Raw genomic sequence first — 26,594 nt, 5'->3', positions numbered from 1 at the left:
CGACACTGCACGGACGCAGAGGCCGGGTCCGACTGCGTCGACACCCGCGGCGCGCCAGTGGTCGGGTTCGCCCACCGAGTTGCTCGACTTCCGGCCGCTGCCCCGGCTGAAGAACATCGGCAGCATCCGCCTGTACCGGCCTGACGGCGACCCGCCCGGCCGGCAGGCTCGGCGGCTCCCTGGCCCGGGCGATCCGCTGGGGCCTGATCGTCGAGCAGTACCACCAGATGGTCAAGTATGCCGCCGCCTGCGACTGGGCACCGCCGAGGCGGAACAGGTGCTGCGGCGCTGGCTGACGCACTGGCTACCATCACGCCTGCGTTGGTGCGACCGGGGGTGGCCCATCCCGAACCAAGAGTTCTCCGGCGCGCGTTGTATTCGTGGGCGTTCAACAAGAAGGCGTGGGTGGGCGAGCCGCCGGACGAGTGGAAGCATGCCCTGGATTGGATAAAGCGGCATTCCCTCCCCGTCAGTGAGCTGCTGGAACCGGACACGGTGCGACGTGCGTTGGAGGCCCTCAGTCGCAAGATCGACGGCAAGCCCGCCGCAGCAAAGACTGCGGTGCGTAAGCGATCGGCCTTCAGCGAGGTCCTCGGAACCGCCGTTGACAAGGGGTACTTCACGGAGAATCCGCTCGCCAGGGTCAAGTGGAATCCCCCGGCAGTCGCGCCGGCGGAGGTCATTCACCTTCAGCTTTCCCAGTGCCACCTGCCGACGTCAGGTTGGGGCATGCTCAACCTGACGGGCGGGATTGTAGCGGCGGGCAAGGGGTGGACGGACGACGGGTCGGTCCACGAGGTGCACTCACTGAAGCGGCGAGCCCTCAAGGCCACACGACCTGTGCCGATACCACCGTCGTTCGTGGCCGTGCTGCGCGAACACATCGACCGTTTCGGAGTGGCGCCAGACGGCCGACTCTTCCGTAACGCAGCTGGCAACTACGTCGAGGCGGGGGCTTACGGAATCACGTGGGCGCGGGCGCGCAGGAAGGCCCTGGCGGACCATGAGCAGTCGTCATCGCTCGCCAAAAGACCCTACGACCTGCGCCACGCTGGCATCTCGTTCTGGCTGTACTCCGGCGTGGACCCCGCGGAATGTGCGCGCCGGGCCGGCCAGAGCATCCAAGTGCGGAGGCTGCGGACTGATCCCGGATCTGGCCCGTGTATGGCCCGGAACAGCTGGTCAGGGGTGGGAAACGGGTGGGAGGAACTGGGATTAGTGATCGAGGAAGGCGCCTGCCGGGCAAAAGCCCAGGTCAGGCGCCTTCTTTTGTGGGCTTAGAAGAAGCCCAGCTTCTTCGGCGAGTAGGACACCAGTAGATTTTTGGTCTGCTGGTAGTGGTCCAGCATCATCTTGTGGGTCTCGCGGCCCACCCCGGACTGCTTGTAGCCGCCGAAGGCCGCGTGTGCCGGGTACGCGTGGTAGGAGTTCTGCCAGACCCGGCCCGCCTGGATCGCGCGGCCCGCGCGGTAGGCGGTGTTGACGTCGCGCGTCCACACCCCGGCGCCCAGGCCGTACGGGGTGTCGTTGGCGATCCGGATCGCGTCCTCGAAGTCCTGGAACGAGGTCACCGACACCACCGGGCCGAAGATCTCCTCCTGGAAGACCCGCATCCGGTTGTTCCCCTCGAAGATGGTCGGCTGTACGTAGTACCCGCCCGCCAACTCGCCGCCGGGATCGATGCGCTGACCGCCCGTCAGGATCTTGGCGCCTTCCTGCTGGCCGATCTCCAGGTACGACAGGACCTTCTTCAGCTGTTCCTCCGAGGCCTGCGCGCCGATCATCGTGTCCGTGTCCAACGGGTGGCCCGGCACGATGAGTTCGGTACGGGCGATGGCCGCGTCCAGGAAGTCCCCGTACCGGCCCCGCTCGATCAGCGCGCGCGACGGGCACGTACAGACCTCGCCCTGGTTGAGGGCGAACATCGCGAAGCCCTCCAGCGCCTTGTCGCGCAGCTCGTCGTCGACCGCCCAGATGTCGTCGAAGAAGATGTTCGGGCTCTTGCCGCCCAGCTCCAGCGAGACCGGCTTGAGATTCTCGGCCGCGTACCGCATGATCAGCCGGCCCGTGGCGGTCTCGCCGGTGAAGGCGATCTTCGCCACGCGGGGGCTGGACGCGAGCGGCTTGCCCGCCTCCTCGCCGTAACCGTTGACGATGTTGATGACGCCCGGCGGGAGCAGGTCCGCGACCAGGCTCATCCAGTAGTGCACCGACGCCGGGGTCTGTTCGGCGGGCTTGAGGACGACCGTGTTCCCGGCGGCCAGTGCGGGCGCCAGCTTCCACACCGCCATGAGGATCGGAAAGTTCCAGGGAATGATCTGTGCGATCACTCCGAGCGGCTCGTGGAAGTGGTAGGCCACGGTGTCGTCGTCGAGTTCGCTGAGGGTGCCCTCCTGGGCCCGTACCGCGCCCGCGAAGTACCGGAAGTGGTCGATGGCCAGCGGGATGTCCGCCGCCAGGGTCTCCCGTACCGGCTTGCCGTTCTCCCAGGTCTCCGCGACCGCCAGCGCCTGGAGGTTCTGCTCCATCCGGTCCGCGATGCGCAGCAGGACCAGCGAGCGCTCCGCGGGGGAGGTGCGGCCCCATGCGGGCGCCGCCGCGTGCGCCGCGTCCAGGGCCCGCTCCACGTCCGCCGCCGTACCGCGCGCGACCTCCGTAAACGGCTGCCCGTTGACCGGGGAGGGGTTGGCGAAGTACTGGCCGAGCGCGGGCTCGACGTACTCGCCGCCGATGAAGTGGTCGTAGCGGGACGCGTACGACATGAGCGCCCCCTCGGTACCGGGCGCAGCGTAACGGGCCATGGATGTCCTCCCCTTGCCGGGCGCCGTGCCGGACCGGACGGCGCTCGGGAGGAGGCTAGGAGCGCGCAGGTTGCGGATACGTTGCATCCGCCTGGGGGCGTACGCCGGGGCGCGCGGTTACGTCGGTACGCGGGCGTACGCCGCCCAGCTCGGCATCGAGCGCGCGCAGCCGGGCCAGCGCCACCGGGCGCCCCTCCCGCGGCAGCGCGGCGGCCAGCGCCCGCCACACCGCCGGATCGTCCTCGCCCCACGGACTGCACACCCAGTCGGCCAGCAGCCCCGCGTCGGCGCGGGCGATCACCGCCGCCCGCGCCTGGTCCTCGATCCGGCGGCGCAGCCGGACGATGCCGGGTGCCCGCGAGGCGGGCAGCAGGGGCCCGGGGTACCCGGAGAGCGCGGCCGAGACGGCGCCCGCGGCCAGGTGCCGGATCGCGGTGGTGAAGTCCGCCTCCAGCGGCGCGGCCGTCCGGTAGGGCCGCGAGAGCAGGACGCGCGGACCCAACAGGGCGCGCAGCCGTGACATTTCGGCGCGCAGCGTCACCGGTGACACCGCTTCGTCCTCGTACAGGGCGATCAGCAGCTCCTCGCCCGACAGCCCCTCGGGGTGATGGGCGAGCAGCGCCACGATCTCGCTGTGCCGGTGCCCCAGGCGCACCGTGCGTCCGCCCGTCACCAGCAGCGCCTCGTCCTGCCCCAGCGCCGTCAACGTGTCCGCCGCCCCGGCCGCCGGCCGCCCCGCGAAACGCCCGGCCCGCGGGCCGCCGGGCCCGTCAGCCTCCCCTTGCACCCCTTGCGCCCCTTCAGCGTCCCGGGGATCCAGCAGCGCGAGCTGCGACTCGGCCGCCCGGGCCACCGCCTGTACGAAGGCCAGCGAGTGCGGATGGGCCAGCCCGTCCCCGCCCGTGATGTCCACCGCGCCCAGCAGCCGTCCGGTCCGCGGATGGCGCACCGGAGCCGCCGCACACGTCCAGGGGTGCACGTGCCGGCTGAAGTGCTCCGCCCCGAAGACCTGCACGGGCTGCCCGACCGCCACCGCCGTCCCCGGGGCGTTCGTCCCCATGGCCGACTCCGACCAGCGCGCGCCGGGCACGAAGCCCAGCCCGCGCGCCCGGTCCAGGGTCCCGGTCTCACCCTCCACCCACAGCAGCGTCCCCCGGGCGTCGCACACCGCCAGCAGGTGCGCCTCGTGCGCCGCGAACGCCCCCACCAGCTCCCGGAACACCGGCATCACCCGCGCCAGCGGATGCCGCTCCCGGTACGCGCGCAGCTCCGGCTCCGCCAGCTCGACCCGGGCCGTGCACTCCGGGCTGACCCGGGCCCGCGCGCAGCGCCGCCAGGACTTCGCTATCACCGCCCGCACCGGAGCCTCGACCCGCCCGTCCAGCGTGAACGCCTCGTGCGCGCGCCGCAGCACCCGCCCCCGCTCGACCGGATCGGCCCCGCCCGGTAACGCCACCGAAGGGCCGCCCGGCTCGCCCAGTCCGCCCAGCCCACCCGATTCGCCCGGAGCCCCCGGATCACCCAGGTCGCCCGGATCGCCGAGATCGCCCATGTGTCAGCCTCCCCGGTGCAGCGGTACCTGGCGCGCCCCATCGTCGTACCGGCCCGGACCCCCGGCAAGCCGTGCGTCGGCCACTCCCCGGAACGTCAGGGACCCCCGCGGCCGGGAACGAGTGGCCGGACAGCCGCGTTGTAGAGGGAGAAGCAGTCGGAGCACGCGAAGAGAGGGGTCCAGATGTCGACGAGTGGAAAGATCGCCGCTGCCGGAGTCGTGGCAGCGATCATCCTGTTCTTCACGGCCGGATTCTGGGTCGGCCTGCTGGTCCTGGTCGGGGTACCGGCCGCCGCCTATCTGATGCTCGATCCCTCTCAGCGGCGCCGGCTGCGCGGCGTTTCGAAGAACAGGAAGCGAATAGGGCGCTGAAGGCGCCCGAGGGGGGAAGTCCTGATGGGTCACGGCCTGGTCATGGCGGTCAGCAGCAATGACGTCTACTCGTTCACCAAGCCCACGCGCGAGAGCATCACGCTGCTCGCCGGACTCGGTGTCGAGGGGGACGTGCACGCGGGGGTCACCGTCAAACACCGCTCCCGGGTCGCCCAGGACCCGACGCGGCCCAACCTGCGACAGGTCCACCTGATCCACCGCGAACTCTTCGACGAGGTCGCGGAGGAGGGCTTCGAGGTCGCACCGGGCCAGCTCGGGGAGAACGTGACCACCGAGGGCATCGACCTGCTCGGCCTGCCCACCGGCGCGGTCCTGCGCTTCGGCGAGGACGCGGTCGTCGAGGTCACCGGCCTGCGCAACCCCTGCCTGCAGATCGACGGGTTCCAGCAGGGTCTGCTCAAGCAGCTGGTGAGCCGGGACGCGTCGGGGAAGCTGCTGCTCAAGGGCGGCATCATGGGTGTGGTCCGCCAGGGCGGCACGATCCGTCCCGGCGATGCCATCAGTGTCACCCTTCCCCCGGAACCGCACGTCCCGCTCGAACGGGTCTGACGCCGGGGCCGGGGGCCGGCCCGGGCCCGCCCGCTCACACGGGCCCGCTCACACGGGCCGGGTCATCCGGGCCGCGTCACGCGGGCCTGACGGCGACCTCGTCCAGAGCCGCCAGCAGTCCGGGCAGGTCCCTGTCCCCGTCCCCACCTGCGGCCCCGTCCCCGTCCCGGGGCACCGGAATGACCTCGCTCGGCCCCTCGTCCAGCAGGACGAAGGCCATGTCGTCGGTGCGGGCCACCAGCGACCACCCGGGTCCGTCGACCCGCAGGGTCCTGGCGCCGTCGCCCGCGAAGGCGGACCGCACCCGTCCCGGCGGCGGCGGAGCGGCGGTGTAGGCCCGAGCCTCCTCCAGCACCCGGGCCAGTCCGGGATGCAGGACCGGCTGACCGCCGCCGTCGGACGCGAACCGCTCGCGCCACTCGGCCCACTGGCGGGCGATCTGGTCCGCGCCCATCCGCCGCTGCACCGGCCCCCACGCCTCGGCGGACGGCGGAGCGAGCGGTACCCGCCCCGTGCCGTCGGCGCCCTGCTCGGGATCGTGCGGCTCGGGGATGCCGGGCGCGGCGACCGACAGGGCCAGGGGCCAGCCCGCCAGGGAGACCACGATGCTGCGCTCGTCCGGCGAGAGGTCGTACTCCATGCCGCAGTCCCAGGAGGCGATGGCCGTCGCGACGAGCGCGACGTCGTCGACGACCACCGTCCAGCGCGCGCCGTCCTCGTCCTGGCCGAGCACCAGCCCGTACCCCTCCCGGGCGGCGGGCACGCCGAGCAGCGAGCAGGCCTCCGGGTAGTCGTCTCCCAGGATGCTCGGGAACTGGGCCGGGGTCAGCAGTACGGCGGACAGCACGTACAGCGAACCGTCGCCCTCCTCGTCGGACACGTACCCTCCCGGTGGCTCATCTGTCGGCGCACCCTAACCAGCTGGTAACCCGCGCGTCGAGAGCGGGAGTGCACCGATTTCCAAGGCCACTGCCTGCACGTAGAGTTGGGAGCCCGCCACAGAAAGGGTTCCTCGGTGCAGCGTTACGACCGGCTGAAGGAGATCCTCCGGCTCGATCCGGAGCAGGATTTCCTGGCCATCTACCGGCTCACCGCCACCTTCGAGTTCCCCTGGGACTTCGCCCGGGCGCTGGAACTCGCGCTCTACCGGACGTATGCCGTACCCAGCATCGGCCGGCTGCTCGCCGAGACCGGCGAGTTCACCGAGCGCACCCAGAAGCGCTACGACGACACCGCGCTGCTCCTCGACGCGGTGGTCGAGCACGGCTTCGAGAGCGACACCGCGCGCACCGCGATCCGCCGGGTGAACCAGATGCACCGCGCCTACGACATCTCCAACGAGGACATGCGCTATGTCCTGTGCACCTTCGTGGTGATCCCGAAGCGCTGGCTGGACGTCTACGGCTGGCGCTCGATGACCCACCACGAACAGCGGGCGATCGCGCGGTACTACGCCACCCTCGGCCGGCACATGGGCATCACGGACATCCCGGACTCATTCGAGGAGTTCGAGGCCACGCTGAACGCTTACGAGGAAGCCCACTTCGGCTGGGACGAGGGCGGTCGCAAGGTCGCCGACGCCACCCTCGACCTGATGGCCTCCTGGTACCCGGCCCCGATCGCCCCGCTGGTGCGCGGCGCCGGGCGGGCGCTGCTCGACGAGCCGCTGCTGCGGGCGTTCCGGTACGGGCGCCCGCACCCCCGCGTGCGCGGGCTGGTCCGGGGCGCGCTGCGGCTGCGCGGACGCGCGGTCCGGCTGCTGCCGCCCCGCGCGCAGCCGCACTACACCCGGCAGAACCCGGAGATCAAGGGCTACCGCGGGGGCTACGACGTGGGGGAGCTGGGCACCTTCCCGCTGCCGGGCGCGGGTGGCTGCCCCGTCCCGCACCCCCGCCGGCCGCAGGGCGCCGACGTGCCGCCCCCCGGGTAAGGGCGCTCCCGCGGGCTCAGGGGCGGCGTACCGCCAGGGCCAGGAAGCGGGCCTCTTCGTCGGCGTACGAGGTCATGTCCCACCCGGAACCGGCGAGGAGCGGGCCGAGATTGTGCTCGGCCCGCATGTCCCCGGGGGTCAGCTCCCGGCCCTGGCGCGCCGCGAGGGCGGCGCGGCCGATCGGATGGAACAGGGCGAGGCGCCCGCCGGGGCGCACCACGCGGGCGAGTTCGCACAGGTTCGCCCCGGGGTCGGGCAGGTGGGCGATCAGCCCGGCCGCGAACACCGCGTCGAGGCAGGCGTCGCGCAGTGGCAGCCGGGCCACGTCCGCCAGCAGCAGCGCGCCCGCCGACCGGCGCCCGGCCCGCGCGGCCTCGGCGAGCATCTGCGGGGTGAGGTCGGCGCCGAGCACCGTCCCCGAGGGGCCGACGGCCGCACGCAGTTCGGTCAGCGCCCGCCCGGTCCCGCAGCCCGCGTCGAGCACCCGGTCCCCGGGCCGCAGACCGAATTCGGCCACGGCGGTGGCGAAGGCGGGCCCGTCCCCGGGGAACTTCCGGTCCCAGTCGGCCGCTCGCGCTCCGAAGAACTCCTGCACGTGTGTGTGGTCTTCGCTCATGCGCCCATGATCCCCCACCGGCCCATGCCTGCGGACAGTGCGCAGGATGACACCCGGTGTGATCGAAGATGAACGTCTCTCTGTCATATTCCAGCAGTTCCAGCGGCTTTCGAAATGCTCCCCCTGTTCGTGGCCTCACCCGGACTAGCGTCCGGTGGCCATGGGACACCTCGACCACGCGGCCTACGGCTGGCTGACACCCGTACTGTCGTATGTGATGGCATGCATCGGCTCGGCCCTCGGGCTGCGCTGCACCGTCCAGGCGCTCGCCGCCACCGGACGCTCCCGCCGCAACTGGCTGCTCACCGGCGCCTCCGCGATCGCCACCGGCATCTGGACGATGCACTTCGTCGCGATGCTCGGATTCGGCGTCACCGGCACCGAGATCCACTTCAACGTGCCGCTCACCCTCCTCAGCCTGCTCGGCGCCCTCCTGGTCGTCGGCGCCGGGGTCTTCGCCGTCGGCTACGGCCGGGACCGCGGCCGCGCCCTCGTGCTCGGCGGCCTCACCACCGGGCTCGGCGTCGCGAGCATGCACTACCTCGGCATGGCGGCGCTGCGCATGCACGGACGCGTCTCGTACGACCCGCTGACCGTCGGCCTCTCCATCGCCATCGCGGTCGTCGCGGCCACGGCGGCGCTCTGGGCGGCGGTCAACATCAAGTCCCCGGTGGCGGTGGCCGTCGCCTCCCTGGTCATGGGGGCCGCCGTCAGCAGCATGCACTACACCGGGATGCTCGCCGTCTCCGTCCATGTGACCCCCTCGGACGCGCCCCTGCCCGGGGCCCCGCTCCTGCAGTTCGTCTTCCCGCTCGCCGTCGGCCTCGGCTCCTACCTGTTCATCACCTCCGCGTTCGTCGCCCTGTCCCCGACCGCCGATGAGCGCGCGGCATCGGCCTCCGCGCAGAGCCTGGGCGCCCACGCCCCCGCCCACTGACCGGCCCTCCGTACGCCCGTACGTACGCCTGTACGCGCCCCCAGGCACCGCACCGCACCGCACTCACGCACCGCCCCGTCGCACCGCACCATCGCACCGCACCGGAACGAGGACCCCATGCGCAGACCCCGCAGGAAACCGGACGCAGCGGCGCCGCGGCACCCCGCGCCCCCGGCGCGCGGCCGCCGGGCGCACGCCGGGCCTCCGGCCGATGAGCCCCGCCCCGGGCCCCGGGACACGCCACCCGCCCGGAGGCAGGGACGTGCACCGGGCCCGGCGCCCGCCCCGGGGCAGGCGTACGCCCCCGGCGCCCGCTCCTCCCTTCCCCGCCCTGAGCACGCGCCCGCGCAGGGCCCCGCGCCCGCCGCCTTCGCGGTCGGACCCGCCTTCGCCGGAGCCCCCGCACCAGGAGGTCCGGGGCCCACCGCCTACGGCCACGGCACCTCCGGATTCGCCGCCGCGGCCGCGGCCACCACGGGTCCCGCGCCGTTCGTCCGGCGCGGATCGCGGTCCGCGCGCGCCGGCACGGTGCGCGCGAAGGTCGTCTCGCTGCTGATGGTCCCGGTCGTCTCCCTGCTGGCCCTGTGGGCCTTCGCGACGGTCAGCACCGCCCAGGACATCGCCCGGATCGCCCGCGCCCAGCAGCTCGACGACCGGATACGCACCCCCGTCGATCGCGCGATCGCCGCGCTCCAGGCCGAACGGGCCACCGCGGTCCGCTTCCTCGCCGACCCGGCCGCCGCCGACCAGGCGGCGGCCCTGCAGGAACAGGGCCGCAAGACCGGCGCCGCCATCGACGGACTCCGCCTCGGGGACGCGCACACCGTCGCCGACTCGGGCGGCTATCCGGCCGAACTCGCGGGCCGGATGCGGGCCTTCGTGGCCGCCGCCGACGCGCTCGGCACCGCCCGTACCGGGCTCACCGACCGGAAGACCGCCCCGGACGCGGCCTACGCGTCCTACACCCGGGTCGTCGACTCGGCCCTCGCCGTCGGGGGTGCGCTCAGCGGCGGCCAGGACGCCGAACCGGGCGCCGACGCCCGTGTCCTGCTGGAGTTCGGGCGGGCCGCCGAACTCCTCTCCCGGGAGGACGCGCTGCTCGCGCTGCCGGGGCCGCGCAGCGCGGAAACGCTTCGCCAGCTGACCGGCGGGATCGAGACACGCCGGATCCTCACCGATGCCGCCGCCCGGGATCTGCCCGCGGCGCAGCGGGCCGCCTGGCAGACGGTCGCCAAGAGCGCCGTCTACGCCGACCTCACCGCGGCGGAGGACCGGGCGCTCGCCGCCGGGACCGGACGCGACGCGCACGGCGCCCCCACAGGCTGGGAGCCCGCGTACGCCGGAGTGAGCGACTCGATGCGCGCCATCGCGAGCGCCGCGCACGCCGGGTCCACCGACCACACGGCTCCGCTGGCCCAGGGTCTGCTCAGCCCCTCCGGAGCGGCCGTCCTGCTGGGCTTGGCCGCCGTGGCCGCCGCCCTCGTCATCTCCGTGCGCATCGGGCGCGGCCTCGTCGTCGAACTGGTCTCGCTCCGCAACGGCGCCCTGGAGATCGCCCACCGCAAACTCCCGCACGCCATGGACCGGTTGCGCGCCGGAGAGGACATCGACGTCCTCGCCGAGGCGCCGCCCGGGCGCCCGGCGGAGGATGAGATCGCGCAGGTCGGCGAGGCCCTGTCCACCGTCCACCGGGCCGCGCTGAGCGCCGCGGTGGAGCGTGCCGAACTGGCGAGCGGGATCTCCGGGGTGTTCGTCAACCTCGCCCGCCGCAGCCAGGTCCTGGTCCACAAGCAGCTCACGCTGCTCGACTCGATGGAACGGCGCGCCGACGACCCGGGCGAGCTGGGAGACCTCTTCCGCCTCGACCACCTGACCACCCGGATGCGGCGCCACGCGGAAAGCCTGATCATCCTGTCGGGGGCGGCCCCGGGGCGCGCCTGGCGGATGCCGGTCCCGCTGACCAACGTCGTACGGGCCGCCGTCTCCGAGATCGAGGACTACCCGCGCGTGGAGGTGCGCGGGCTCGCGGAGGCCGGCGTCATCGGCGGCGCCGTCGCCGACCTCACGCACCTGCTGGCCGAACTCATCGAGAACGCCGCCCAGTTCTCCCCGCCGCACACCAAGGTCCGGGTCAGCGGCGAACCCGTGGGCGCCGGTTACGTACTGGAGATCGAGGACCGGGGCCTCGGCATGGGCCGGGGGTCCCTCGCCGACGCCAACCGGCGGATCGAACAGTCCGAGTCGCTCGACCTCTTCGACAGCGACCGCCTCGGCCTCTTCGTGGTCAGCCGCCTCTCGGCCCGCCACGGGGTCAAGGTCCATCTGCGGACCTCGCCCTACGGCGGCACCACCGCGGTCGTCCTGATGCCCAACGCGCTGCTCCAGGGGGCGCTCACCGCGGGCGACGACACGGACGGCGGTTCCATCGAGCGCGCGGGCGAGGACGCGGGAACTCCGGGCGAGGAAGCGGGCACCCCGGCCGGGGGTGAGGGCACGCCGGGCGGGGGAGTGGCCGTCTCATCGGCCGCCGCGCAGGCGGACCAGCCCGAGGCCGCGGCGGTTCCCCCGGCCTTGCCGGGCTTCCCGGCTTTCCCGGCCTCCCCGTCGCCCCGGCCGGAACCCGCCGCACCCGCCGCGCCCGCCGTGGAGCGGGACCCCCGCCCCGCGCCGGTGGCCACGCTCCGGCCCGCCCGCGACCCTGCCCGCGAGCCCGTCCACGGGCCCGAGCCCGTCCTGGCCGGGGTGACCGAACTGCCCCGCCGGGTCCGCCAGGCCAGCCTCGTCCCGCAGCTGCGCGAGGCTCCCGCCGCCAAGGCCCCGCCCGGGCCCGGCACCCCGCAGGACCCGCCGGGGCGGAGCCCCGAGGAGGCCCGGGACCGGATGGCGGCGTACCGGGACGGATGGGCCCGCGGCGCCCAAGACATCACCTCCACAGCCAACGAAGGAGCAGAGTGATGATCGAACACCAGCGGATCGACCTCGAGGGCGTCCGCCGGTCCGGCGAGCTGGACTGGCTGCTGGACGACCTCGTGGTCCGGGTCCGGGAGGTCCGGCACGTGGTGGTCCTGTCCAACGACGGCCTGGCGGTGGGTGTTTCCAGTGCGCTCGGCAGGGAGGACGCCGAACACCTGGCGGCGGTGGCCTCCGGCTTCCACAGTCTTGCCAAGGGCGCGGGGCGGCATTTCCACGCCGGGGGCGTGCGCCAGACGATGGTGGAGATGGACGAGGGTTTCCTCTTCGTCGCGGCGGCCGGGGACGGTTCCTGTCTGGCCGTGCTCAGCGGCGCGGGCGCGGACATCGGGCTGATCGCTTACGAGATGGCCCGGCTGGTCAAGCGGGTCGGCGAGCACCTGTACACACCGGCCCGGTTCGCGGCGCACCCGCCGGCCGCGGGTTGAGAGCGGCGGCCCAACGGTGAACGGCCAAAGAGCGAACGGCCAGACGGTGAAAGGCCAGTGGTACGACGCCGAAGCGGGCCCGCTGGTGCGCCCGTACGCCATGACGGGCGGGCGCACCAAACCCGGCCCGCACGGGGTGCGCTTCGACCTGATCGCGCTGGTGGTCGTCGAGCCGGGCGCCGTGGACGCGGCGGAGGAATCGCTGCTCGGACCGGAGCACCGGGCCCTGCTCGGCCTCTGCCGGTCGGAGACCCAGTCGGTCGCGGAACTCGCCGCCGACGCGGACCTGCCGGTCGGCGTGGTCCGGGTGTTGCTGGGGGACCTGCTGGAGGCGGGCCACGTCCGCGTGAGCAGGCCCGTACCGCCTGCCCGGCTGCCGGACGAGCGGATCCTGCGCGAGGTCATCGAAGGACTGCGGGCGCTGTGACGGAACGAGCCGTGACGGCACGAGCCGTGACCGCACTAGCCGTGACGGCACGAGCTGTGACGGCACGAGACTGAGGGGACGACTGTGATGGGACAACACGTCCAGGGGCCGGAAGCGGAAGAGGAACTGGCCGCGCTCGCCCTGAAGATACTCGTGGCCGGTGGCTTCGGGGTCGGCAAGACCACGCTGGTGGGCGCGGTCAGCGAGATCCGTCCGCTGCGGACCGAGGAACTGCTCAGCGAGGCGGGCGAACTGGTCGACGACACGGGAGGGGTGGACCAGAAGACCACCACCACGGTGGCCATGGACTTCGGCCGGATCACCATCCGCGAGGGCCTGGCGCTGTACCTGTTCGGCACGCCGGGGCAGGACCGGTTCTGGTTCCTGTGGGACGAGCTGTCGCAGGGCGCGCTGGGGGCCGTCGTGCTCGCCGACACCCGGCGGCTGCAGGACTGCTTCCCGGCAGTGGACTACTTCGAGCACCGGCGCATCCCGTTCGTGGTGGCCGTGAACTGCTTCTCCGGTGCGCGGGGTTACGGCGCGCACGAGGTGTCACGGGCGCTGGACCTGGAGGCGGGGACCCCGGTGGTGCTGTGCGATGCGCGGGACAAGGACTCGGGGAAGGAAGTGCTGATCAGGCTGGTCGAGTACGCCGGGCGGATGCACACCGCCCGGCTCCTGGACTCGGTGGAGCCGCAGGCGGATTCCGTGTGAGGCCGCGGTGATCCTCGGCCGGTGATGCCGACCGCACCCCGTTCCTCTTGAGTCATCTTGCTCGCCACGGGGACATCCTCCTTGCCGGAAAGCCCCTGGTGGGGAAGGCTGGCGAGACGACGGTGCGGGGGTGGGCGCGGCCGGGTCGGCCGGGTCAACGGGGAGGGGCGGAATATGGCACTGGACAAGCAGCTCGACTGGCTGCTGGATGACCTGACGCGCAGGGTGCAGCAGGTCCGGCACGCGGTGGTGCTCTCCAACGACGGCCTGGTGACGAGCGCCAGTGCGGGTCTGGCGCGGGAGGACGCGGAGCACCTGGCGGCGGTTTCGGCCGGACTGCAGAGCCTGGCGAAGGGCTCAGGGCGGCACTTCCGGGCCGGGGAGGTGCGTCAGACCGTCGTCGAGTACGACGAAGGGGTCCTGCTGGTGATGGCGGCCGGCGCGGGCAGCTCGCTGTGCGTCCTGACCGCGACCGAGGCGGACTACGTGCAGGTCGCGTACGAGATGACCCTGCTGGTCAACCGGGTGGGCGAGCACCTGGGCGTCGCGGAGCGGCGGATCACCGGCGGCTAGACCATGATTCCGTGCGGCGACGACGGCGACGGCGACGGCGACGACGGCGTGGCCGCGGTGGTGGCGGCGGTGGTGGCGGCGGTGGTGGTCCACCGCCGTCCACGGAGACCTCAGCGGGCGCCATCCGACGGCTCGTACCAGAGGCTCGCCATCGGGGAGCGCGTGGTCCAGCCCATCGAGGAGTAGAGCGCCCGGCCGTCGGGCGTGCCGACCAGGAGTCCGGTCCGCGCACCGGCCTCGTACGCGGTGCCCTGGAGCGTGCGCATCACCAGGCCGCCGAGGCCCTTGCGCCGGTGCTCGGGGGCCGTCTCGACCTGGTCGACCACGGCGTGGTCGCCCACCTGGGCGATCTGTCCGCGGGCGGCGAAGTGTCCGTCATGGGTGCGGACCAGCACGCGCCTGACACCGCCGCGGGTCCACTGGGTGAGTGTGTAACCGGCCGGCACCTCAGGGCGCTCGGACGTCAGCCGGCAGGTCATCAGGAAACCGGGGATGTCGCACCGCCAGCCCGGCCCGACCCAGGGCAGGACTTCCTGGTCCTCGGCGAACAGCTTGAGCCACGTCCCGGGCGCGCTCGTCGCAGCGACGATCTTGCGCACATCGCCCTCGGAGGGCTCCGGCAGCACGTGGCGGGCGACGTGTTTGGCCTGCCCGACGTCGATCGTCCACCCCCACGGCTCGTCGATCGGGTCGGAGCCGCCGCGCGAGACGACCCAGCCGTCGATCCACATCCGCACGAGTTCGCTGATCCTGCTGTCGTCCGGGGTCCTGCTGTCGTCCGGCATCGTTGTCCGCCCCCTGGGTGGTAATGGCTGATAGTGCGAAAGGAACCTTACGTGACGGGGGTGTGGTGTGGCCATAGGGCTGATGGGGGTGGGGGGAGAGGGGAGGGGGTGACGGCCGGTCGGACGAACCCGCCAGCCGCCGCCCAAGCCGGTCCGGGTGTCCCGCGCGGATGGCTGCACGGATGGCCGCACGGCGCTTGTGTGCGAGGAGGTGCGGTGCCTCACGCCCCGTCATACAACGGTCGTGGCGGGCGAGGTCCGCAGCGAGTGCAACCGTGAGGAGTTCCATGGCGCGCAAGAGATGGTCCGGCAGGCTCACGTCGTGCGCCGTGGCCGTGGTGCTGGCGGCGGCCGCGCCGGCCGCCGCCCACGAGGGGTCCGAACGGCCGGAGGAGTCGGCGGCCCTCGGCCAGGAGCACGCCCACGAGCATGCGCGCCTCCGTGAGTCGATGGCGGCGTTGAGCGGGTACTCGCAGCTGACCCGGATCGACAGCCTCAAGGACCTCACGAGGTCCCAGCGCCTGGCGAACGCGAAGTTCGGCCCGAAGGAGTACGGGCGGTTCGCCGAGTACTTCCCGTCGCCCGATTTCGCCGCGCACATCGCGATGCTGCCCACCGGGAAGGTGCTGCTGTTCTCCTTCGAACGGATGGAGGACAACCCGACCCAGGAGCCCGCCCCGACCGGGACCATCGGCAAGGCCAACGCGGGGCGGGCGTACCTGTGGGATCCGTCGAAGGGCACCACGGCCCTGGCCTTCAAGAAGGTCACCCCGCCCACGGTCTTCGTCCCGGACGGTACGTACCAGGCGCGCCCGGCGCCCTTCTTCTGTTCCGGGCACGCCTTCCTGCCCAACGGGATGCTCGGCGTGTTCGGCGGCAACCTCGGCTTCGGCGGCGGCGCCGGCGCCAGACTGTCCCTGGTGTTCGACCCGTGGACGGAGACCTGGGCACTCAACAAGGACATGGCGGTGGGCCGCTGGTACCCCTCCGTGGCGACCGCCCCCGACGGTCGGCTGCTGATCATGTCCGGGCACTCCGCCACGGGCTGGGGAACCGCCACCTCCCTCATCGAGCGGTTCCCCGCCAAGACCCACCCCGTCCCCTTCGAGAAGACCGCCATCCCGCGCGGCGTGCCGACGGACAGCCTCCGCGTCGACGCGCCCTTCGGTGCGGAGAGCGACTATCCACACCTGTTCACCTTGCGCGACGGCAAGGTCTACGGGCTCGGCCGCGACTCGGCCAAGCAGTTCGCCTTCGACCCGGTCGCCGAAACCCGCACCGGCCTGCCCGCCCGCCCCGACGGCATCGACCGCGGCTACGGCTCCGCCGTGCCCCTGCCCGCGGGGCTGCACGGCCCGGACTCGGTCCTCGTACTCGGTGGCGACCGCGACGATCCGGACACCTACGAGCTCGCGAACGGCGCGTGGGAGAAGCAGCAGCCGCGCGCTTTCGGCCGGACCCAGGACGACACCCTGCTGATGCCCGACGCGACCCTGCTCACGGTCAACGGCGCCTACGCGATCCGGGACTACGGCAACGGCCCGTACAACCCCGAGGCCGACCTCAAGTACCGGCAGACCGAGACCCGGGACGCGGCCGGCCAGTGGCGGCTCGGCCCGGTCCAGCGGCTGCCGCGCGGCTACCACTCCAACGCCGTCGTCCTGCCCGACGGCCGGATCCTGGTCACCGGCGACGAACTCCAGCAGCTCGCCAACGACCCGAACATCTCCGACAGCATGAACGGCAGCATCGAGATCTTCGAACCCGCCTACCTCCATCAGGGCGGCAGCCGTCCCCAGCTCGGCACGGTGCCCGACAAGGCTGTCGGCTACGCCTCCCCCTTCAGGGTGACGACCTCGACCCCGGAGCAGGTCAAGAAGGCCGTGCTCCTGGCGCCGACGACCGCGACGCACTCCGTGAACACAAGCCAGCGCCACATCGAGCTGTCCATCGTCAAACGCGACGGGGTCACGCTGGACCTCCAGGCCCCGCCCACGTCCGCGGACGCACCGCCCGGCTTCTACATGCTCTTCCTGCTCGATGAGCGAGGCGTGCCCAGCACGGCGAAGTTCGTACAGCTGCGATAGGCGTGTCCGATGGCTCCTGCCTCGGCCGCTGCCCGCCGCCTGCCGCCTGCCGCCTGCCGCCGGAGGGTGGTCGCGGGAGTTATCCACAGGCTTTGCGGGGCCCTGTCGCACCGAGTTACGGTCTTCACGCAGAGTAATCAACGCGTGCGGGGGAGGACCGTCATGGAGGTCAAGAGCAGGGTCGTGACAGCGGTGCCGGGCATGAGGCCGGAGCCCGGGTCGAGGTCGGGGTCGGAGCCCGGGTCGAGGTCGCGGTCGGGGCACGGAGGGGTGTCGGGGGCTGTCGGCGGCGGCCGGGCCGCCGAGGAACTGGGGCTGCGGCGGAGCGAGTTGGCCCGGGCCGTGCAGCTGGGCATGGTCCGGGCCGGGCCGTGCGCGCCGAGCGGGGCCGCGCGGTTCGCGCGGGCCGAGCTGGACCGGGTCAGGGCGGCGGAGGGGTTCCCGGACGCCCTGCGCGAGCGGGTCCGGACGGTGGGCGCCGCGGATGCGGCCGAGCTGCTGGGCATCAGCCCCGGCCGGTTCACCCGGCTCGCGCGCTGCGGGCGGGTCACACCGGTCGGCTACCGGATCAACCGCTACCGGGCCGTCGTCTGGCTCTACCTCGCCGCGGAGCTGGCCGCGTTCGCCGAACGGGAACCGGGGTTGCTGCGCGGGAGCGCGCCCCCGGAGGACCGCGCGCTGGTCGAGGCTCGCGCGGACCTGCGGCCCCGGCGCTGGCGCGGCCGGCATGTGGGGCTCCTGCTGAGACGTACCGCGGATCCCTGGGAGCGGGCGGCGGTACTGGCTTCCGTGCTGCCGGAGGAGGAGCTGGAGCGGGCGGTGCCCGACCGGGCCGAGCGGATCCTGCTCACCGGGCTCGCGCCGCCGCCGCCCTACGGGCACCCGCAGATCCCGGCCGCCGCGGCCGTGGCGAGCGGGTTGCTGTTGGCGGAGCCCCCGGACGAGCTGCGCTGGTACCGGACCAGTCTGGAGTTCGCGCTCGCCGGGGCGCGGGATCAGTCGAAGACGACGGGGGAGAGGGGGCCGACGTAGACCCAGGCACCGCCCTCGCGGGAGAAGGTGCTGTGCTCCAGCAGCGACCCGGTGTGCCCGCCCTCGCGGTAGTGCGCCCGGAACTCGACGGTGCCCTCCGTCTCGAACATCCCGCCGCGCTCGGTACGCAGGATCTCCAGCCGTTCCCAGCGCTGGCCGGGATCCAGGTCGAGCCGCCCCGGGCGGGTCGAAGGATGCCAGGAGCGCAGCAGATAGGCGGTGTCGCCAACGGCGAAGGCGCTGAACCGGGACCGCATCAGCAGCTCCGCCGTGGGGGCCTGCCGTGTGCCGGAGTGGAAGCGCCCACAGCAGTCGGGGTAGGCGGCGGGCAGCCCGCAGGGGCAGGGGAGGGCCGGGGTCGGCATGGGCGCACTCAGCTCTTCGGTGACGGTTCGGAAGGCCGGGGGTAGGGACGGAACAGTCCCTCCTGCACGACGGAGACCAGCAGGCGGCCCTCCACATCGTAGATCCGGCCACGGGCCAGCCCCCGGCCACCGTGGGCGATGGGGGACTCCTGGTCGTAGAGGAACCACTCGTCCGCCCGGAACGGGCGGTGGAACCACATGGCGTGGTCCAGGCTCGCCATGTCGAAACCGCGCATGCCCCACAGCGGCTCCACGGGAATGCGCACGGCATCGAGGAGGGTCATGTCGCTGGCGTAGGTCAGGGCGCAGGTGTGCACGAGGGGGTCGTCGCCCAGCGGGCCGACCGCGCGCATCCACACGGCGCTGCGGGGATCGGCGTCCTTGAGGTCCTCGGGGGTCCAGCGGAGCCGGTCCACGTACCGGATGTCGAAGGGCTGGCGGCGGGCCATCCGCTCCAGGGCCTCGGGCAGCGCCCCCAGGTGCGCGCGGATCTCGTCCGCGACCTTCGGCAGCGTGTCGGGGTGCGGAAAGTCCAGACGAGGAGGCAGCTGGTGCTCGATGCTGCCGTCCTCCGGCTGATGGAAGGAGGCGGTGAGGTTGAAGATCGTCTTGCCCTGCTGGACCGCGGTGACGCGGCGGGTGGTGAAGGAGCGCCCGTCCCGCACCCGCTCCACCTGGTACACGATCGGCACTCCGGGGATACCGGGGCGCAGGAAGTACGCGTGCAGCGAGTGGACCGGGCGGCCGCCCTCAGTGGTCCGGCCGGCCGCCACCAGCGCCTGGCCGGCCACCTGGCCGCCGAAGACCCGCTGGAGGGACTCCTGCGGACTGCGGCCGCGGAAGATGTTGACCTCGATCTGCTCCAGGTCGAGCAGGTCGACCAGTCTCTCGGCGGGGTTCGTCATCAGGGGTTCTCCACTGAGGTCGGGGGCGGCGGTGCCGGTGGCGTCGAGGGCGCCGGACGGATACGGGCCGGACGGATGCGGGCTGAACCCATACGGGCCGGACGGGTGCGCGGCCGGACGGGGCCGGGGACGGTCAGAGTTCGCCGACGGCGGTGACCCGGACGACCGCCCGGCCCTCCTCGTCGGAGGCGGCGAGGTCGACCTCGGCGCTGATGCCCCAGCCATGGTCGCCGTTCGGGTCGGCGAAGGCCTGGCGGACGCGCCACAGGCCGTGCTCCGCGTCCTCCTCGATCATCAGCAGCTTGGGGCCGCGCGCGTCCGGGCCGGTGCCGAGGTCGTCGTACTCGTCCCAGTACGCGTCCATCGCATCGCCCCACGCGTCGGCGTTCCAGCCGGACTCGGAGTCCAGCTCGCCCAGCTCGTGCAGGTTGTCCAGGGCGGCCAGTTCCACCCGGCGGAACATGGCGTTGCGGACGAGGACGCGGAAGGCGCGGGCGTTCGCCGTGACCGGCTTGACCTGGTCGGCCTTCTCCTGGGCCTGCTCCGCCGTCTCCACCTCCGGGTTCGCCAGCTGCTCCCACTCGTCGAGGAGGCTGGAGTCGACCTGGCGGACCAGTTCGCCGAGCCAGGCGATGAGGTCCTGGAGGTCCTCGGACTTCAGGTCGTCCGGGATGGTGTGGTCGAGCGCCTTGTACGCGCCCGCCAGATAGCGCAGCACGATGCCCTCGGTGCGGGCCAGCTCGTAGAAGGAGGTGAATTCGGTGAAGGTCATCGCGCGCTCGTACATGTCGCGGATGATCGACTTCGGGGAGACCGGGTGGTCACGGACCCACGGGTGGCTCTTGCTGTACACGTCGTAGGCGTGCAGGAGCAGCTCTTCGAGCGGCTTGGGATAGGTGACGTCCTGGAGCCGCTCCATCCGCTCCTCGTACTCGATCCCGTCGGCCTTCATCGCGCCCACGGCGATGCCGCGCTCCTTGTTCTGCTGCGCGGCGAGGATCTGGCGCGGGTCGTCCAGCGTGGACTCCACCACCGAGACCATGTCCAGCGCGTAGGAGGGCGACTCCGGGTCCAGCAGGTCGAAGGAAGCCAGCGCGAAGGTGGACAGCGGCTGGTTCAGCGCGAAGTCCTGCTGGAGGTCGACGGTGAGCCGGATGGTGCGGCCCTCGGCGTCGGGGGTGTCGAGCTTCTCGACCACGCCGCCGTCCAGCAGCGAGCGGTAGATCGCGATGGCCCGGCGGATGTGGCGCAGCTGGTTCTTGCGCGGCTCGTGGTTGTCCTCAAGGAGGTGGCGCATCGCCTTGAAGGCATCCCCGGGCCGGGCGATGACCGACAGCAGCATGATGTTGGTGACCTTGAAGCGCGAGGTCAGCGGCTCCGGGTCGGCGCCGATCAGCTTCTCGAAGGTGATGTCGGACCAGGCGACGAAGCCCTCGGGGGCCTTCTTGCGGACCACCTTGCGGCGCTTCTTCGGGTCGTCGCCCGCCTTCGCGAGCGCCTTCTCGTTCTCGATCACGTGCTCGGGCGCCTGGGCGACCACATAGCCCGCGGTGTCGAAGCCCGCGCGCCCCGCGCGGCCGGCGATCTGGTGGAACTCGCGGGCGCGCAGCGTGCGGACCCGGTTGCCGTCGTATTTGGTGAGGGCGGTGAAGAGCACGGTGCGGATCGGGACGTTCACGCCGACGCCGAGGGTGTCGGTACCGCAGATGACCTTGAGCAGACCGGCCTGGGCCAGCTTCTCGACCAGGCGCCGGTACTTCGGCAGCATGCCCGCGTGGTGGACGCCGATGCCGTGGCGGACGTAGCGCGAGAGGTTCTGGCCGAACTTGGTGGTGAAGCGGAAGTGGCCGATCAGCTCGGCGATCTTGTCCTTCTCCTCGCGCGTGCACATGTTGATGCTCATCAGCGACTGCGCCCGCTCGACCGCCTGCGCCTGCGTGAAGTGCACCACGTACACCGGTGCCTGCCGGGTCTCCAGCAGCTCGGTGATGGTGTCGGTGATCGGCGTGGTGACGTATTCGTACGACAGCGGGACGGGCCGGGTCGCGGAGCGGACCACCGAGGTCGGGCGCCCGGTGCGCCGGGTCAGGTCCTCCTCGAACCGCTTCATGTCACCGAGGGTGGCCGACATCAGGACGAACTGGGCCTGGGGGAGTTCCAGCAGCGGGATCTGCCAGGCCCAGCCGCGGTCCGGCTCGGCATAGAAGTGGAACTCGTCCATCACGACCTGGCCGATGTCGGCGTTCCGGCCGTCGCGCAGGGCGATGGAGGCCAGCACCTCGGCCGTGCAGCAGATCACGGGGGCGTCCGAGTTCACCGAGGCGTCGCCGGTCAGCATGCCGACGTTCTCGGTGCCGAAGAGCTTGCACAGCTCGAAGAACTTCTCCGACACCAGGGCCTTGATCGGCGCGGTGTAGAAGGTGACCTTGTCCTGGGCCAGCGCGGTGAAGTGCGCTCCGGCGGCCACCAGGCTCTTGCCGGAGCCGGTCGGGGTCGAGAGGACCACGTTCGCCCCGGAGACGACCTCGATCAGAGCCTCCTCCTGCGCCGGGTACAGGGTGATGCCCTGGTCCTCCGCCCACGAGGAGAAAGCCTCGAAGAGGGCGTCGGGGTCGGCGTTCGGCGGGAGCTGATCAATGAGGGTCACACCCCCCATCTTGCCTGGCTTCGCGCCGGATGAGGGAACCGGCGGCGGGAAAGAAGATCATCGACGGTACGCTGTGCCGTCGACCGGGTCCGAACGAAACCGTCAACTGGGCCCGACTTCCACAGCACTGGGGCGAGAACGAGCATGATGGGTCCGGCGCACTCACTCTCCGGGGCAGCGGCCTGGCTGGGGGTGGGCGCGGCGACCGCGGCCGCCGGTTACCCCATGCCCTGGCCCGTCCTCGTCGTCGGGGCGCTCATCTGCGCGGGCGCGGCCCTGGCCCCCGACCTCGACCACAAGTCGGCGACGATCTCGCGCGCCTTCGGACCGCTCTCCCGCGGCCTGTGCGAGGTGGTCGACAAGATCTCCTACGCCGTATACAAGGCGACCCGCGCCCCGCGCGACGCCCGCCGGACCGGGGGGCACCGCACCCTCACCCACACCTGGCTGTGGGCCGTCCTGATCGGCGGCGGTTCCTCGGCGCTGGCGGTCACCACCGACCGCTGGGGCGTCCTCGTCCTGCTCTTCGTCCACCTGGTGCTCGCCGTCGAAGGCCTGCTCTGGCGGGCCGCCCGGATGTCCAGCGACGTCCTCGTCTGGCTGCTCGGCGCCACCAGCGCCTGGATACTGGCCGGGGTGCTGGACCAGCCCGGCAACGGAGCGAACTGGCTGTTCACCGGCCCCGGCCAGGAGTACCTGTGGCTGGGCCTGCCGATCGTGCTCGGCGCGCTGGTCCACGACATCGGGGACGCGCTGACCGTGTCGGGCTGCCCCGTCCTGTGGCCCATTCCGATCGCGGGCAAGCGTTGGTACCCGATCGGCCCGCCCAAGATGATGCGCTTCCGCGCGGGCAGCTGGGTCGAGCTGAAGGTCCTCATGCCGGTGTTCATGCTGCTCGGCGGCGTGGGTGGCGCCGCGGCCATGGGCTTCATCTAGCCAGTCGGTCGGCTACGCGGTCGGCTACGCGGTCCGTCGCGTATCGCCTCCCTTTCCCTCCCGGCGTCACGTCAGCCGACGGGCCGCCGCAGCGATCGGACGTGCCGTCCGGTCGGACAGTCTCACGGCGACTCCCGGCCATTGCGGCCGCATCCGATCCCCGAACTCCGTTACGCCTGGGTAACGTCGGCTGGGGCGCCGCCCGCTGACGCGGCGGCGGGAACAGGGGGGACCGTGAGCGGGATCGTCATCTATCTGCCGCAGGGGAGCGACGGCGTCGGCGAGGAGCCGTTCGGCGACGCGGTGACGCTGCGGCTCGGGCCGGGCGAGGCGGCCCGCTTCGGACGGGGCTGCCCGACGGCTCCGGTCGAACTCCGGCTCAACGACCCGGCGATCTCCCGGCTGGCGGGGGAGATCCGGGTGACCGACGACCACTGGCAGCTCAGCAACCACAGTACGGACCAGAGCTATCTGGTGGAGAACCCGGAAGGTGCGGGGGAGTACCTGCGGGTACCGCCCCGCCGGGCCGGGGCGCCCATCCCCTTCGAGTTCTCCCGGGTGGTGCTGCCGACGCGCGGCACCGCCACTGTCTCCTTCCAGGTGTTCGCGCCCGACCACGTCTACCTGGATCCGGACGTCATGGGAGCCATGGCGGGCCGGGGCGGCCACGGAGGGAGCCGTACCGTCACCGCCTACTCCCTGGACGAGACGGCCACGTACTTCCTCGTACTGGTCGCGCTCTGCGAACCGCGCCTGCGGGACGAGTCCCCGGTCGCGGTGCCGACCACCCCGGAGATCGTCGAGCGGCTGGGCGGGCACGCGGCCTGCGCACCGTTGACGGCCCGGGCGGTCAGCTCCCACATCGACTACCTCGCCGAGGAGAAGATGAGGATCAGCGTTCCGGCCGAGTCGGACCCCCGCAGGAGTGCCCGGCGCAACGGCAAGCGGGAGGCGATCGTCGGACTCGCGCTGCGGTTCGGGCTCGTACGCGAGGAGCACCTCGCCCTGCTGCCGCCCCGGTTCGCCGCGGGTGCGCGCAAGCGGGAGGCGGTGCGATGACGGGCCTGCCCACGGCGGGCGGCGGTTCCCCGGACGGCGGACCGTCAGATGGCCACACGGACCGACAGGGCCCCCGGGCCGGAGGAGCCGACGGTGCGCGTCTCGGCCGACACACCCGGAAGTGAGTACGCGCAGGTCCTCCCGCGCGGCTACCGCGTCGGCGGCTGGGAGGTCACCGAGCCGATCGCGACGGGCGGCCGGGCGACCGTCTACGCGGGACGGCGGGTCGGCGGGAGCCCGGGCGCCCCGGGCATCACCGGCACGCCGGGCACCCCGGGCATCCCGGGCGAAGGAGGCGGCGGCCGGATCGGCCCCGACGACGTCGCGCTCAAGTTCCTGCCCACCGCCGGGCTGTCCCCGCGCCAGGCCCGCGACTTCGCGGACGCCGCGCGCCGCGAGGCCGAACTCTGCGGCAGGTTCCACCATCCGAGGCTGATCCGGCTCCTGGACACCGTCGTGCTCAGCGAACCGGACCGGCCGTTGCTGGACGGCGCGATCGTCCTGGTGATGGAACGGGCCCGGTGCAGCCTGCGCGACCTGCTCGACGGTCCGGTGAGCGAGGCCGAGGGAGCCAGGCTGATCGCCGAGGTCTGCGAGGGCCTGGCCCATCTGCACCGCACGGGCTGGGTGCACGGGGACCTCAAACCGGACAACGTGCTGATCATGGCGGACGGTTCGGTCAAGCTCGCGGACTTCGGGATCGCCACGGAACTGACCGACGACGACGGCACCTGCGGCTACGCGCCCCCGATGGGCACCTTCGACTACCTTCCGCCCGAACGGTGGAAGGCCCCGCTCGGCGAGCACGGAGTGGAGGTCCGCCCGAGCGCCGACATCTGGGCCCTGGGCATCGTGATCCACGAGGTGTTCGCCTCCGGCTCCTCGCCCTTCCCCGGTGCCACGCCGATGGCGCGCGGCGCCGGAGCGCAGGAATACGCCGACGGGCGCATGCCGTTGCGCCTGGACACCGCGGTGCCGGCGTTCTGGCGGGCGCTCGCCGTCGACTGCCTGGCCCCGACCCATGCCGCGCGCGCCGCGCACACCGCGGGGAGCCTGCACACGCGCATCGCGGCCCGGACGGTCGCCGATCACGTTGTGGTCGAGCCTGCCGCGCCGCGGCGGCGCGGCAGGGCCCTCGCCGTCCTCGCGGCCTTCGCCGTGTGCGGGACGGTCGCGGCCGGCTGGGCGTACGCCGTGCACGGGGACGCCGGGCCCGCGGCGCCCGGCGGATCCGGCACGCCGACGACCGCCCGGGTGACCGATGTCGCCGACCGGGTGCGGGTGTTCAACGCCGAGCAGGGCTGCCGGGCGCGGACGGACCGCGACGCGCAGTGCAGCCTCGGCCTGGCGATCGACCCGCTGCGGCCCTACACCGCCGAGAACGTCGTGGCGACACGGGTCTGGCACGGGGACGTCCTCGACGCCGACTGCCAGCTCCCCGAAGGGATGCCCATCATCGACGAGTCGGGTGAGCTGTCCACCCGGTGGTTCCACGTCCGGCTCGCCCCCGGCTCGGCGCGCCCCGACGCCTGGCTGCCCGCCGTACGCACCCAGGACCGCCCCGCGCTGCCGCCGTGCCCGCGGCCCGCGCCCACGAGCTGATCCGGCACCCGGCTCCGACTCCCGGCTCCGGCACCCGGATTCGGCCGCGGGCCGTCGGTCCACCCGGCGGCCCGGCCCGCCCCGGCCGCCCCGGTAGCGGAGCCCGTCGGGCGCTGTCACTCCGGATCGTTCCGGATGAGGAACCGCCCCGCCCCGGCCGTACGTTGTGGCCCGTCGGTCCGCGGACCGCACTCATCCCCCACACGACCGCCGCCGCGAGGCGGAGCGGAACGAAGGAGCAGGCTGGTGCGTGGCGTAACGGCACGACGCACGAGAACGACGACCATGGCCGTGCTGGTCTTGACGGCCGTGTCCGCCCTGGGCTTCCCGGCCCGGGCCCAAGGGGTGAAGGACGTTCCCGGTCCCCTCGGCCACACCGCGACCGCCGAGTTGTACTGCGACATACCCGCGCAGCGGGACATCGCGGTGACCCGCAAGGTGTACGAGGTCGGCCAGCGCATGAACGTGTCCGCGAAGGTGATGCTCGCCGGTTTCGAGACGGGCTGGGTCGAGTCCCGCATGAACAACCTCAATTGCGGGGACCGGGACTCGCTCGGCGTCTTCCAGCAGCGGCCCTCGCAGGGGTGGGGCTCGCCGGAGCAGATCCTCGACGTCGACTACGCGGCGGGCAAGTTCTTCGAGGTGGCCCTGCAGATGGAGCCCGGCATGGAGGGCAGCAGCGCCGGTCAGCTCGCGCAGGCCGTCCAGCGCTCCGCCTATCCGGACCGCTATGACGCGGCGGAGGGCACCGCCCGGGCGCAGCGGGACGAGGCCTTCCAGCCGTACGGGGCGATCGGGGCGAAGTACGACGGCACGGGCGGCCACGACGGCCCGCTGGGCTGGCCGGTACGCGCCGAGGAGGCGGCCCTGATGGGCGGCCGCTTCCAGGGGTTCCAGAACGGGATCATCCTCTGGCACCCGGACGCGGCCTACGCGGTCTACGGCGACATCCTGGCCAAGTTCTGGGCGACCGACGCGGAACGGCGCTGGGGCTTCCCGACGATGGACGAGGCGGCCGCGGCCGCGGCACCCGACGGGACGCGCGGCCGGTACCAGTTCTTCGAGCAGGGGCTGTTCATGTGGTCCCCGCAGACCGGCGCGCACGTGGTGCACGGCGCGATCTACCAGGCCTTCCACACGGGCGGCCACGAGGCCGCGCTGGGCTACCCGGTGACCGACGAGGTGGACGAAGCGGGCGGCAAGGCCCAGCGGTTCCAGAAGGTCACGATCCACTGGAACCCCGACCGGGGCACCTGGACCACCGCCAACTGACCGGCGGACAGCGG

The 26,594-nt window shown here is 72.6% G+C and carries 24 protein-coding genes; 16 read left to right on the top strand and 8 right to left on the bottom strand.

The features are described from left to right. The first annotated feature begins 405 nt into the window (after positions 1–405). On the top strand, positions 406–1,281 hold the full coding sequence (locus OHS33_RS04630) for a hypothetical protein (RefSeq protein ID WP_330329088.1): 876 nt from the start codon (positions 406–408) through the stop codon (positions 1,279–1,281). On the opposite strand, the gene exaC is transcribed toward OHS33_RS04630, so the two are convergent. After that, a complete protein-coding gene (exaC, locus tag OHS33_RS04625; RefSeq protein WP_330329087.1) occupies positions 1,278–2,801 on the bottom strand; it encodes an acetaldehyde dehydrogenase ExaC in 1,524 nt (507 codons plus the stop codon). The genes OHS33_RS04630 and exaC overlap by 4 nt on opposite strands. 55 nt (positions 2,802–2,856) lie before the next feature. Then, complete coding sequence (locus OHS33_RS04620; RefSeq protein WP_330329086.1) at positions 2,857–4,353, bottom strand: GAF domain-containing protein; 1,497 nt, start codon at positions 4,351–4,353, stop codon at positions 2,857–2,859. Between the two features lie 183 nt (positions 4,354–4,536). On the opposite strand from OHS33_RS04620, the gene OHS33_RS04615 reads away from it, so the two are divergent. Further along, entirely contained in the window at positions 4,537–4,725 is a 189-nt protein-coding gene (locus tag OHS33_RS04615) for a hypothetical protein (protein WP_330329085.1), read from the top strand. Positions 4,726–4,749: 24 nt separating this feature from the next. Further along, a complete protein-coding gene (locus OHS33_RS04610; RefSeq protein WP_330329084.1) occupies positions 4,750–5,295 on the top strand; it encodes an MOSC domain-containing protein in 546 nt (181 codons plus the stop codon). A 76-nt stretch (positions 5,296–5,371) separates the two neighbouring features. On the opposite strand, the gene OHS33_RS04605 is transcribed toward OHS33_RS04610, so the two are convergent. Further along, positions 5,372–6,175 (bottom strand): hypothetical protein, encoded by an 804-nt coding sequence (locus OHS33_RS04605; protein ID WP_330329083.1) that lies wholly within the window; start codon positions 6,173–6,175, stop codon positions 5,372–5,374. Positions 6,176–6,310: 135 nt separating this feature from the next. On the opposite strand from OHS33_RS04605, the gene OHS33_RS04600 reads away from it, so the two are divergent. Continuing rightward, positions 6,311–7,225, top strand: a complete 915-nt coding sequence (locus OHS33_RS04600) for an oxygenase MpaB family protein (protein ID WP_330329082.1) — start codon at positions 6,311–6,313, stop codon at positions 7,223–7,225. Positions 7,226–7,241: 16 nt separating this feature from the next. Here OHS33_RS04600 and OHS33_RS04595 read toward each other — a convergent pair whose 3' ends face one another. After that, positions 7,242–7,841, bottom strand: coding sequence for a class I SAM-dependent methyltransferase (locus tag OHS33_RS04595; RefSeq protein WP_330329081.1), 600 nt, complete (start codon positions 7,839–7,841; stop codon positions 7,242–7,244). 160 nt (positions 7,842–8,001) lie between these two features. On the opposite strand from OHS33_RS04595, the gene OHS33_RS04590 reads away from it, so the two are divergent. The 6 genes from OHS33_RS04590 to OHS33_RS04565 all read left to right on the top strand — a co-directional run bounded on the left by OHS33_RS04590 (position 8,002) and on the right by OHS33_RS04565 (position 13,890). Next, positions 8,002–8,778: an MHYT domain-containing protein gene (locus OHS33_RS04590; protein ID WP_330329080.1), complete on the top strand. Its 777-nt coding sequence runs from the start codon at positions 8,002–8,004 to the stop codon at positions 8,776–8,778. Between the two features lie 117 nt (positions 8,779–8,895). Next, positions 8,896–11,733, top strand: a complete 2,838-nt coding sequence (locus OHS33_RS04585) for a sensor histidine kinase (protein ID WP_330329079.1) — start codon at positions 8,896–8,898, stop codon at positions 11,731–11,733. Next, on the top strand, positions 11,733–12,176 hold the full coding sequence (locus tag OHS33_RS04580; protein ID WP_330329078.1) for a roadblock/LC7 domain-containing protein: 444 nt from the start codon (positions 11,733–11,735) through the stop codon (positions 12,174–12,176). Before OHS33_RS04585 ends, OHS33_RS04580 begins: the two co-directional genes overlap by 1 nt. Before the next feature lie 46 nt (positions 12,177–12,222). Next, complete coding sequence (locus OHS33_RS04575; RefSeq protein WP_330329077.1) at positions 12,223–12,603, top strand: DUF742 domain-containing protein; 381 nt, start codon at positions 12,223–12,225, stop codon at positions 12,601–12,603. Between the two features lie 87 nt (positions 12,604–12,690). Further along, the gene (locus OHS33_RS04570; protein ID WP_330329076.1) at positions 12,691–13,317 is read left to right on the top strand and encodes a GTP-binding protein; all 627 of its coding nucleotides are present in this window, start codon (positions 12,691–12,693) and stop codon (positions 13,315–13,317) included. A 174-nt stretch (positions 13,318–13,491) separates the two neighbouring features. After that, entirely contained in the window at positions 13,492–13,890 is a 399-nt protein-coding gene (locus tag OHS33_RS04565) for a roadblock/LC7 domain-containing protein (RefSeq protein ID WP_330329075.1), read from the top strand. A 110-nt stretch (positions 13,891–14,000) separates the two neighbouring features. On the opposite strand, the gene OHS33_RS04560 is transcribed toward OHS33_RS04565, so the two are convergent. Continuing rightward, the gene (locus OHS33_RS04560; protein ID WP_330329074.1) at positions 14,001–14,675 is read right to left on the bottom strand and encodes a GNAT family N-acetyltransferase; all 675 of its coding nucleotides are present in this window, start codon (positions 14,673–14,675) and stop codon (positions 14,001–14,003) included. Positions 14,676–14,962: 287 nt separating this feature from the next. Between OHS33_RS04560 and OHS33_RS04555 the strand changes: the two genes are divergently transcribed. After that, a complete protein-coding gene (locus OHS33_RS04555) occupies positions 14,963–16,762 on the top strand; it encodes a galactose oxidase-like domain-containing protein (RefSeq protein ID WP_330329073.1) in 1,800 nt (599 codons plus the stop codon). A 270-nt stretch (positions 16,763–17,032) separates the two neighbouring features. Then, on the top strand, positions 17,033–17,794 hold the full coding sequence (locus OHS33_RS04550; RefSeq protein WP_330329072.1) for a DUF6397 family protein: 762 nt from the start codon (positions 17,033–17,035) through the stop codon (positions 17,792–17,794). Here OHS33_RS04550 and OHS33_RS04545 read toward each other — a convergent pair. From OHS33_RS04545 to OHS33_RS04535, 3 genes are all read right to left on the bottom strand, one after another. Beyond that, entirely contained in the window at positions 17,758–18,159 is a 402-nt protein-coding gene (locus OHS33_RS04545; RefSeq protein ID WP_330329071.1) for a YchJ family protein, read from the bottom strand. The genes OHS33_RS04550 and OHS33_RS04545 overlap by 37 nt on opposite strands. A gap of 8 nt (positions 18,160–18,167) precedes the next feature. Beyond that, positions 18,168–19,064, bottom strand: a complete 897-nt coding sequence (locus OHS33_RS04540; protein ID WP_330329070.1) for an acyl-CoA thioesterase — start codon at positions 19,062–19,064, stop codon at positions 18,168–18,170. 133 nt (positions 19,065–19,197) lie between these two features. Further along, positions 19,198–21,711 (bottom strand): DEAD/DEAH box helicase, encoded by a 2,514-nt coding sequence (locus OHS33_RS04535; RefSeq protein WP_330329069.1) that lies wholly within the window; start codon positions 21,709–21,711, stop codon positions 19,198–19,200. Between the two features lie 144 nt (positions 21,712–21,855). On the opposite strand from OHS33_RS04535, the gene OHS33_RS04530 reads away from it, so the two are divergent. From OHS33_RS04530 to OHS33_RS04515, 4 genes are all read left to right on the top strand, one after another. Beyond that, complete coding sequence (locus OHS33_RS04530; protein ID WP_330329068.1) at positions 21,856–22,647, top strand: metal-dependent hydrolase; 792 nt, start codon at positions 21,856–21,858, stop codon at positions 22,645–22,647. Positions 22,648–22,881: 234 nt separating this feature from the next. Beyond that, entirely contained in the window at positions 22,882–23,706 is an 825-nt protein-coding gene (locus tag OHS33_RS04525; protein ID WP_330329067.1) for a serine/threonine protein kinase, read from the top strand. A gap of 48 nt (positions 23,707–23,754) precedes the next feature. After that, a complete protein-coding gene (locus OHS33_RS04520) occupies positions 23,755–25,308 on the top strand; it encodes a serine/threonine-protein kinase (protein ID WP_330329066.1) in 1,554 nt (517 codons plus the stop codon). A gap of 285 nt (positions 25,309–25,593) precedes the next feature. Then, positions 25,594–26,580, top strand: coding sequence for an LGFP repeat-containing protein (locus OHS33_RS04515; RefSeq protein WP_330329065.1), 987 nt, complete (start codon positions 25,594–25,596; stop codon positions 26,578–26,580). The last annotated feature ends 14 nt before the right edge of the window (positions 26,581–26,594 follow it).

The organism is Streptomyces sp. NBC_00536, assembly GCF_036346295.1.
Classification (GTDB): Bacteria; Actinomycetota; Actinomycetes; order Streptomycetales; family Streptomycetaceae; genus Streptomyces.
Note: the sequence above shows the minus strand (reverse complement) of the source record. Positions and strands in the feature narration are given on the sequence as shown.

Excerpts from the sequence above, each read along its gene's own strand:
- OHS33_RS04620 (WP_330329086.1), bottom strand. The coding sequence starts at position 4,353 with ATGGGCGATCTCGGCGATCCGGGCGACCTGGGTGATCCGGGGGCTCCG.
- OHS33_RS04530 (WP_330329068.1), top strand. The coding sequence starts at position 21,856 with ATGATGGGTCCGGCGCACTCACTCTCCGGGGCAGCGGCCTGGCTGGGG.
- OHS33_RS04560 (WP_330329074.1), bottom strand. The coding sequence starts at position 14,675 with ATGCCGGACGACAGCAGGACCCCGGACGACAGCAGGATCAGCGAACTC.
- OHS33_RS04615 (WP_330329085.1), top strand. The coding sequence starts at position 4,537 with ATGTCGACGAGTGGAAAGATCGCCGCTGCCGGAGTCGTGGCAGCGATC.
- OHS33_RS04570 (WP_330329076.1), top strand. The coding sequence starts at position 12,691 with ATGGGACAACACGTCCAGGGGCCGGAAGCGGAAGAGGAACTGGCCGCG.
- OHS33_RS04540 (WP_330329070.1), bottom strand. The coding sequence starts at position 19,064 with ATGACGAACCCCGCCGAGAGACTGGTCGACCTGCTCGACCTGGAGCAG.
- OHS33_RS04585 (WP_330329079.1), top strand. The coding sequence starts at position 8,896 with ATGCGCAGACCCCGCAGGAAACCGGACGCAGCGGCGCCGCGGCACCCC.
- OHS33_RS04595 (WP_330329081.1), bottom strand. The coding sequence starts at position 7,841 with ATGAGCGAAGACCACACACACGTGCAGGAGTTCTTCGGAGCGCGAGCG.
- OHS33_RS04515 (WP_330329065.1), top strand. The coding sequence starts at position 25,594 with ATGGCCGTGCTGGTCTTGACGGCCGTGTCCGCCCTGGGCTTCCCGGCC.
- OHS33_RS04520 (WP_330329066.1), top strand. The coding sequence starts at position 23,755 with ATGGCCACACGGACCGACAGGGCCCCCGGGCCGGAGGAGCCGACGGTG.
- exaC (WP_330329087.1), bottom strand. The coding sequence starts at position 2,801 with ATGGCCCGTTACGCTGCGCCCGGTACCGAGGGGGCGCTCATGTCGTAC.
- OHS33_RS04555 (WP_330329073.1), top strand. The coding sequence starts at position 14,963 with ATGGCGCGCAAGAGATGGTCCGGCAGGCTCACGTCGTGCGCCGTGGCC.
- OHS33_RS04565 (WP_330329075.1), top strand. The coding sequence starts at position 13,492 with ATGGCACTGGACAAGCAGCTCGACTGGCTGCTGGATGACCTGACGCGC.
- OHS33_RS04590 (WP_330329080.1), top strand. The coding sequence starts at position 8,002 with ATGGGACACCTCGACCACGCGGCCTACGGCTGGCTGACACCCGTACTG.
- OHS33_RS04610 (WP_330329084.1), top strand. The coding sequence starts at position 4,750 with ATGGGTCACGGCCTGGTCATGGCGGTCAGCAGCAATGACGTCTACTCG.
- OHS33_RS04545 (WP_330329071.1), bottom strand. The coding sequence starts at position 18,159 with ATGCCGACCCCGGCCCTCCCCTGCCCCTGCGGGCTGCCCGCCGCCTAC.
- OHS33_RS04580 (WP_330329078.1), top strand. The coding sequence starts at position 11,733 with ATGATCGAACACCAGCGGATCGACCTCGAGGGCGTCCGCCGGTCCGGC.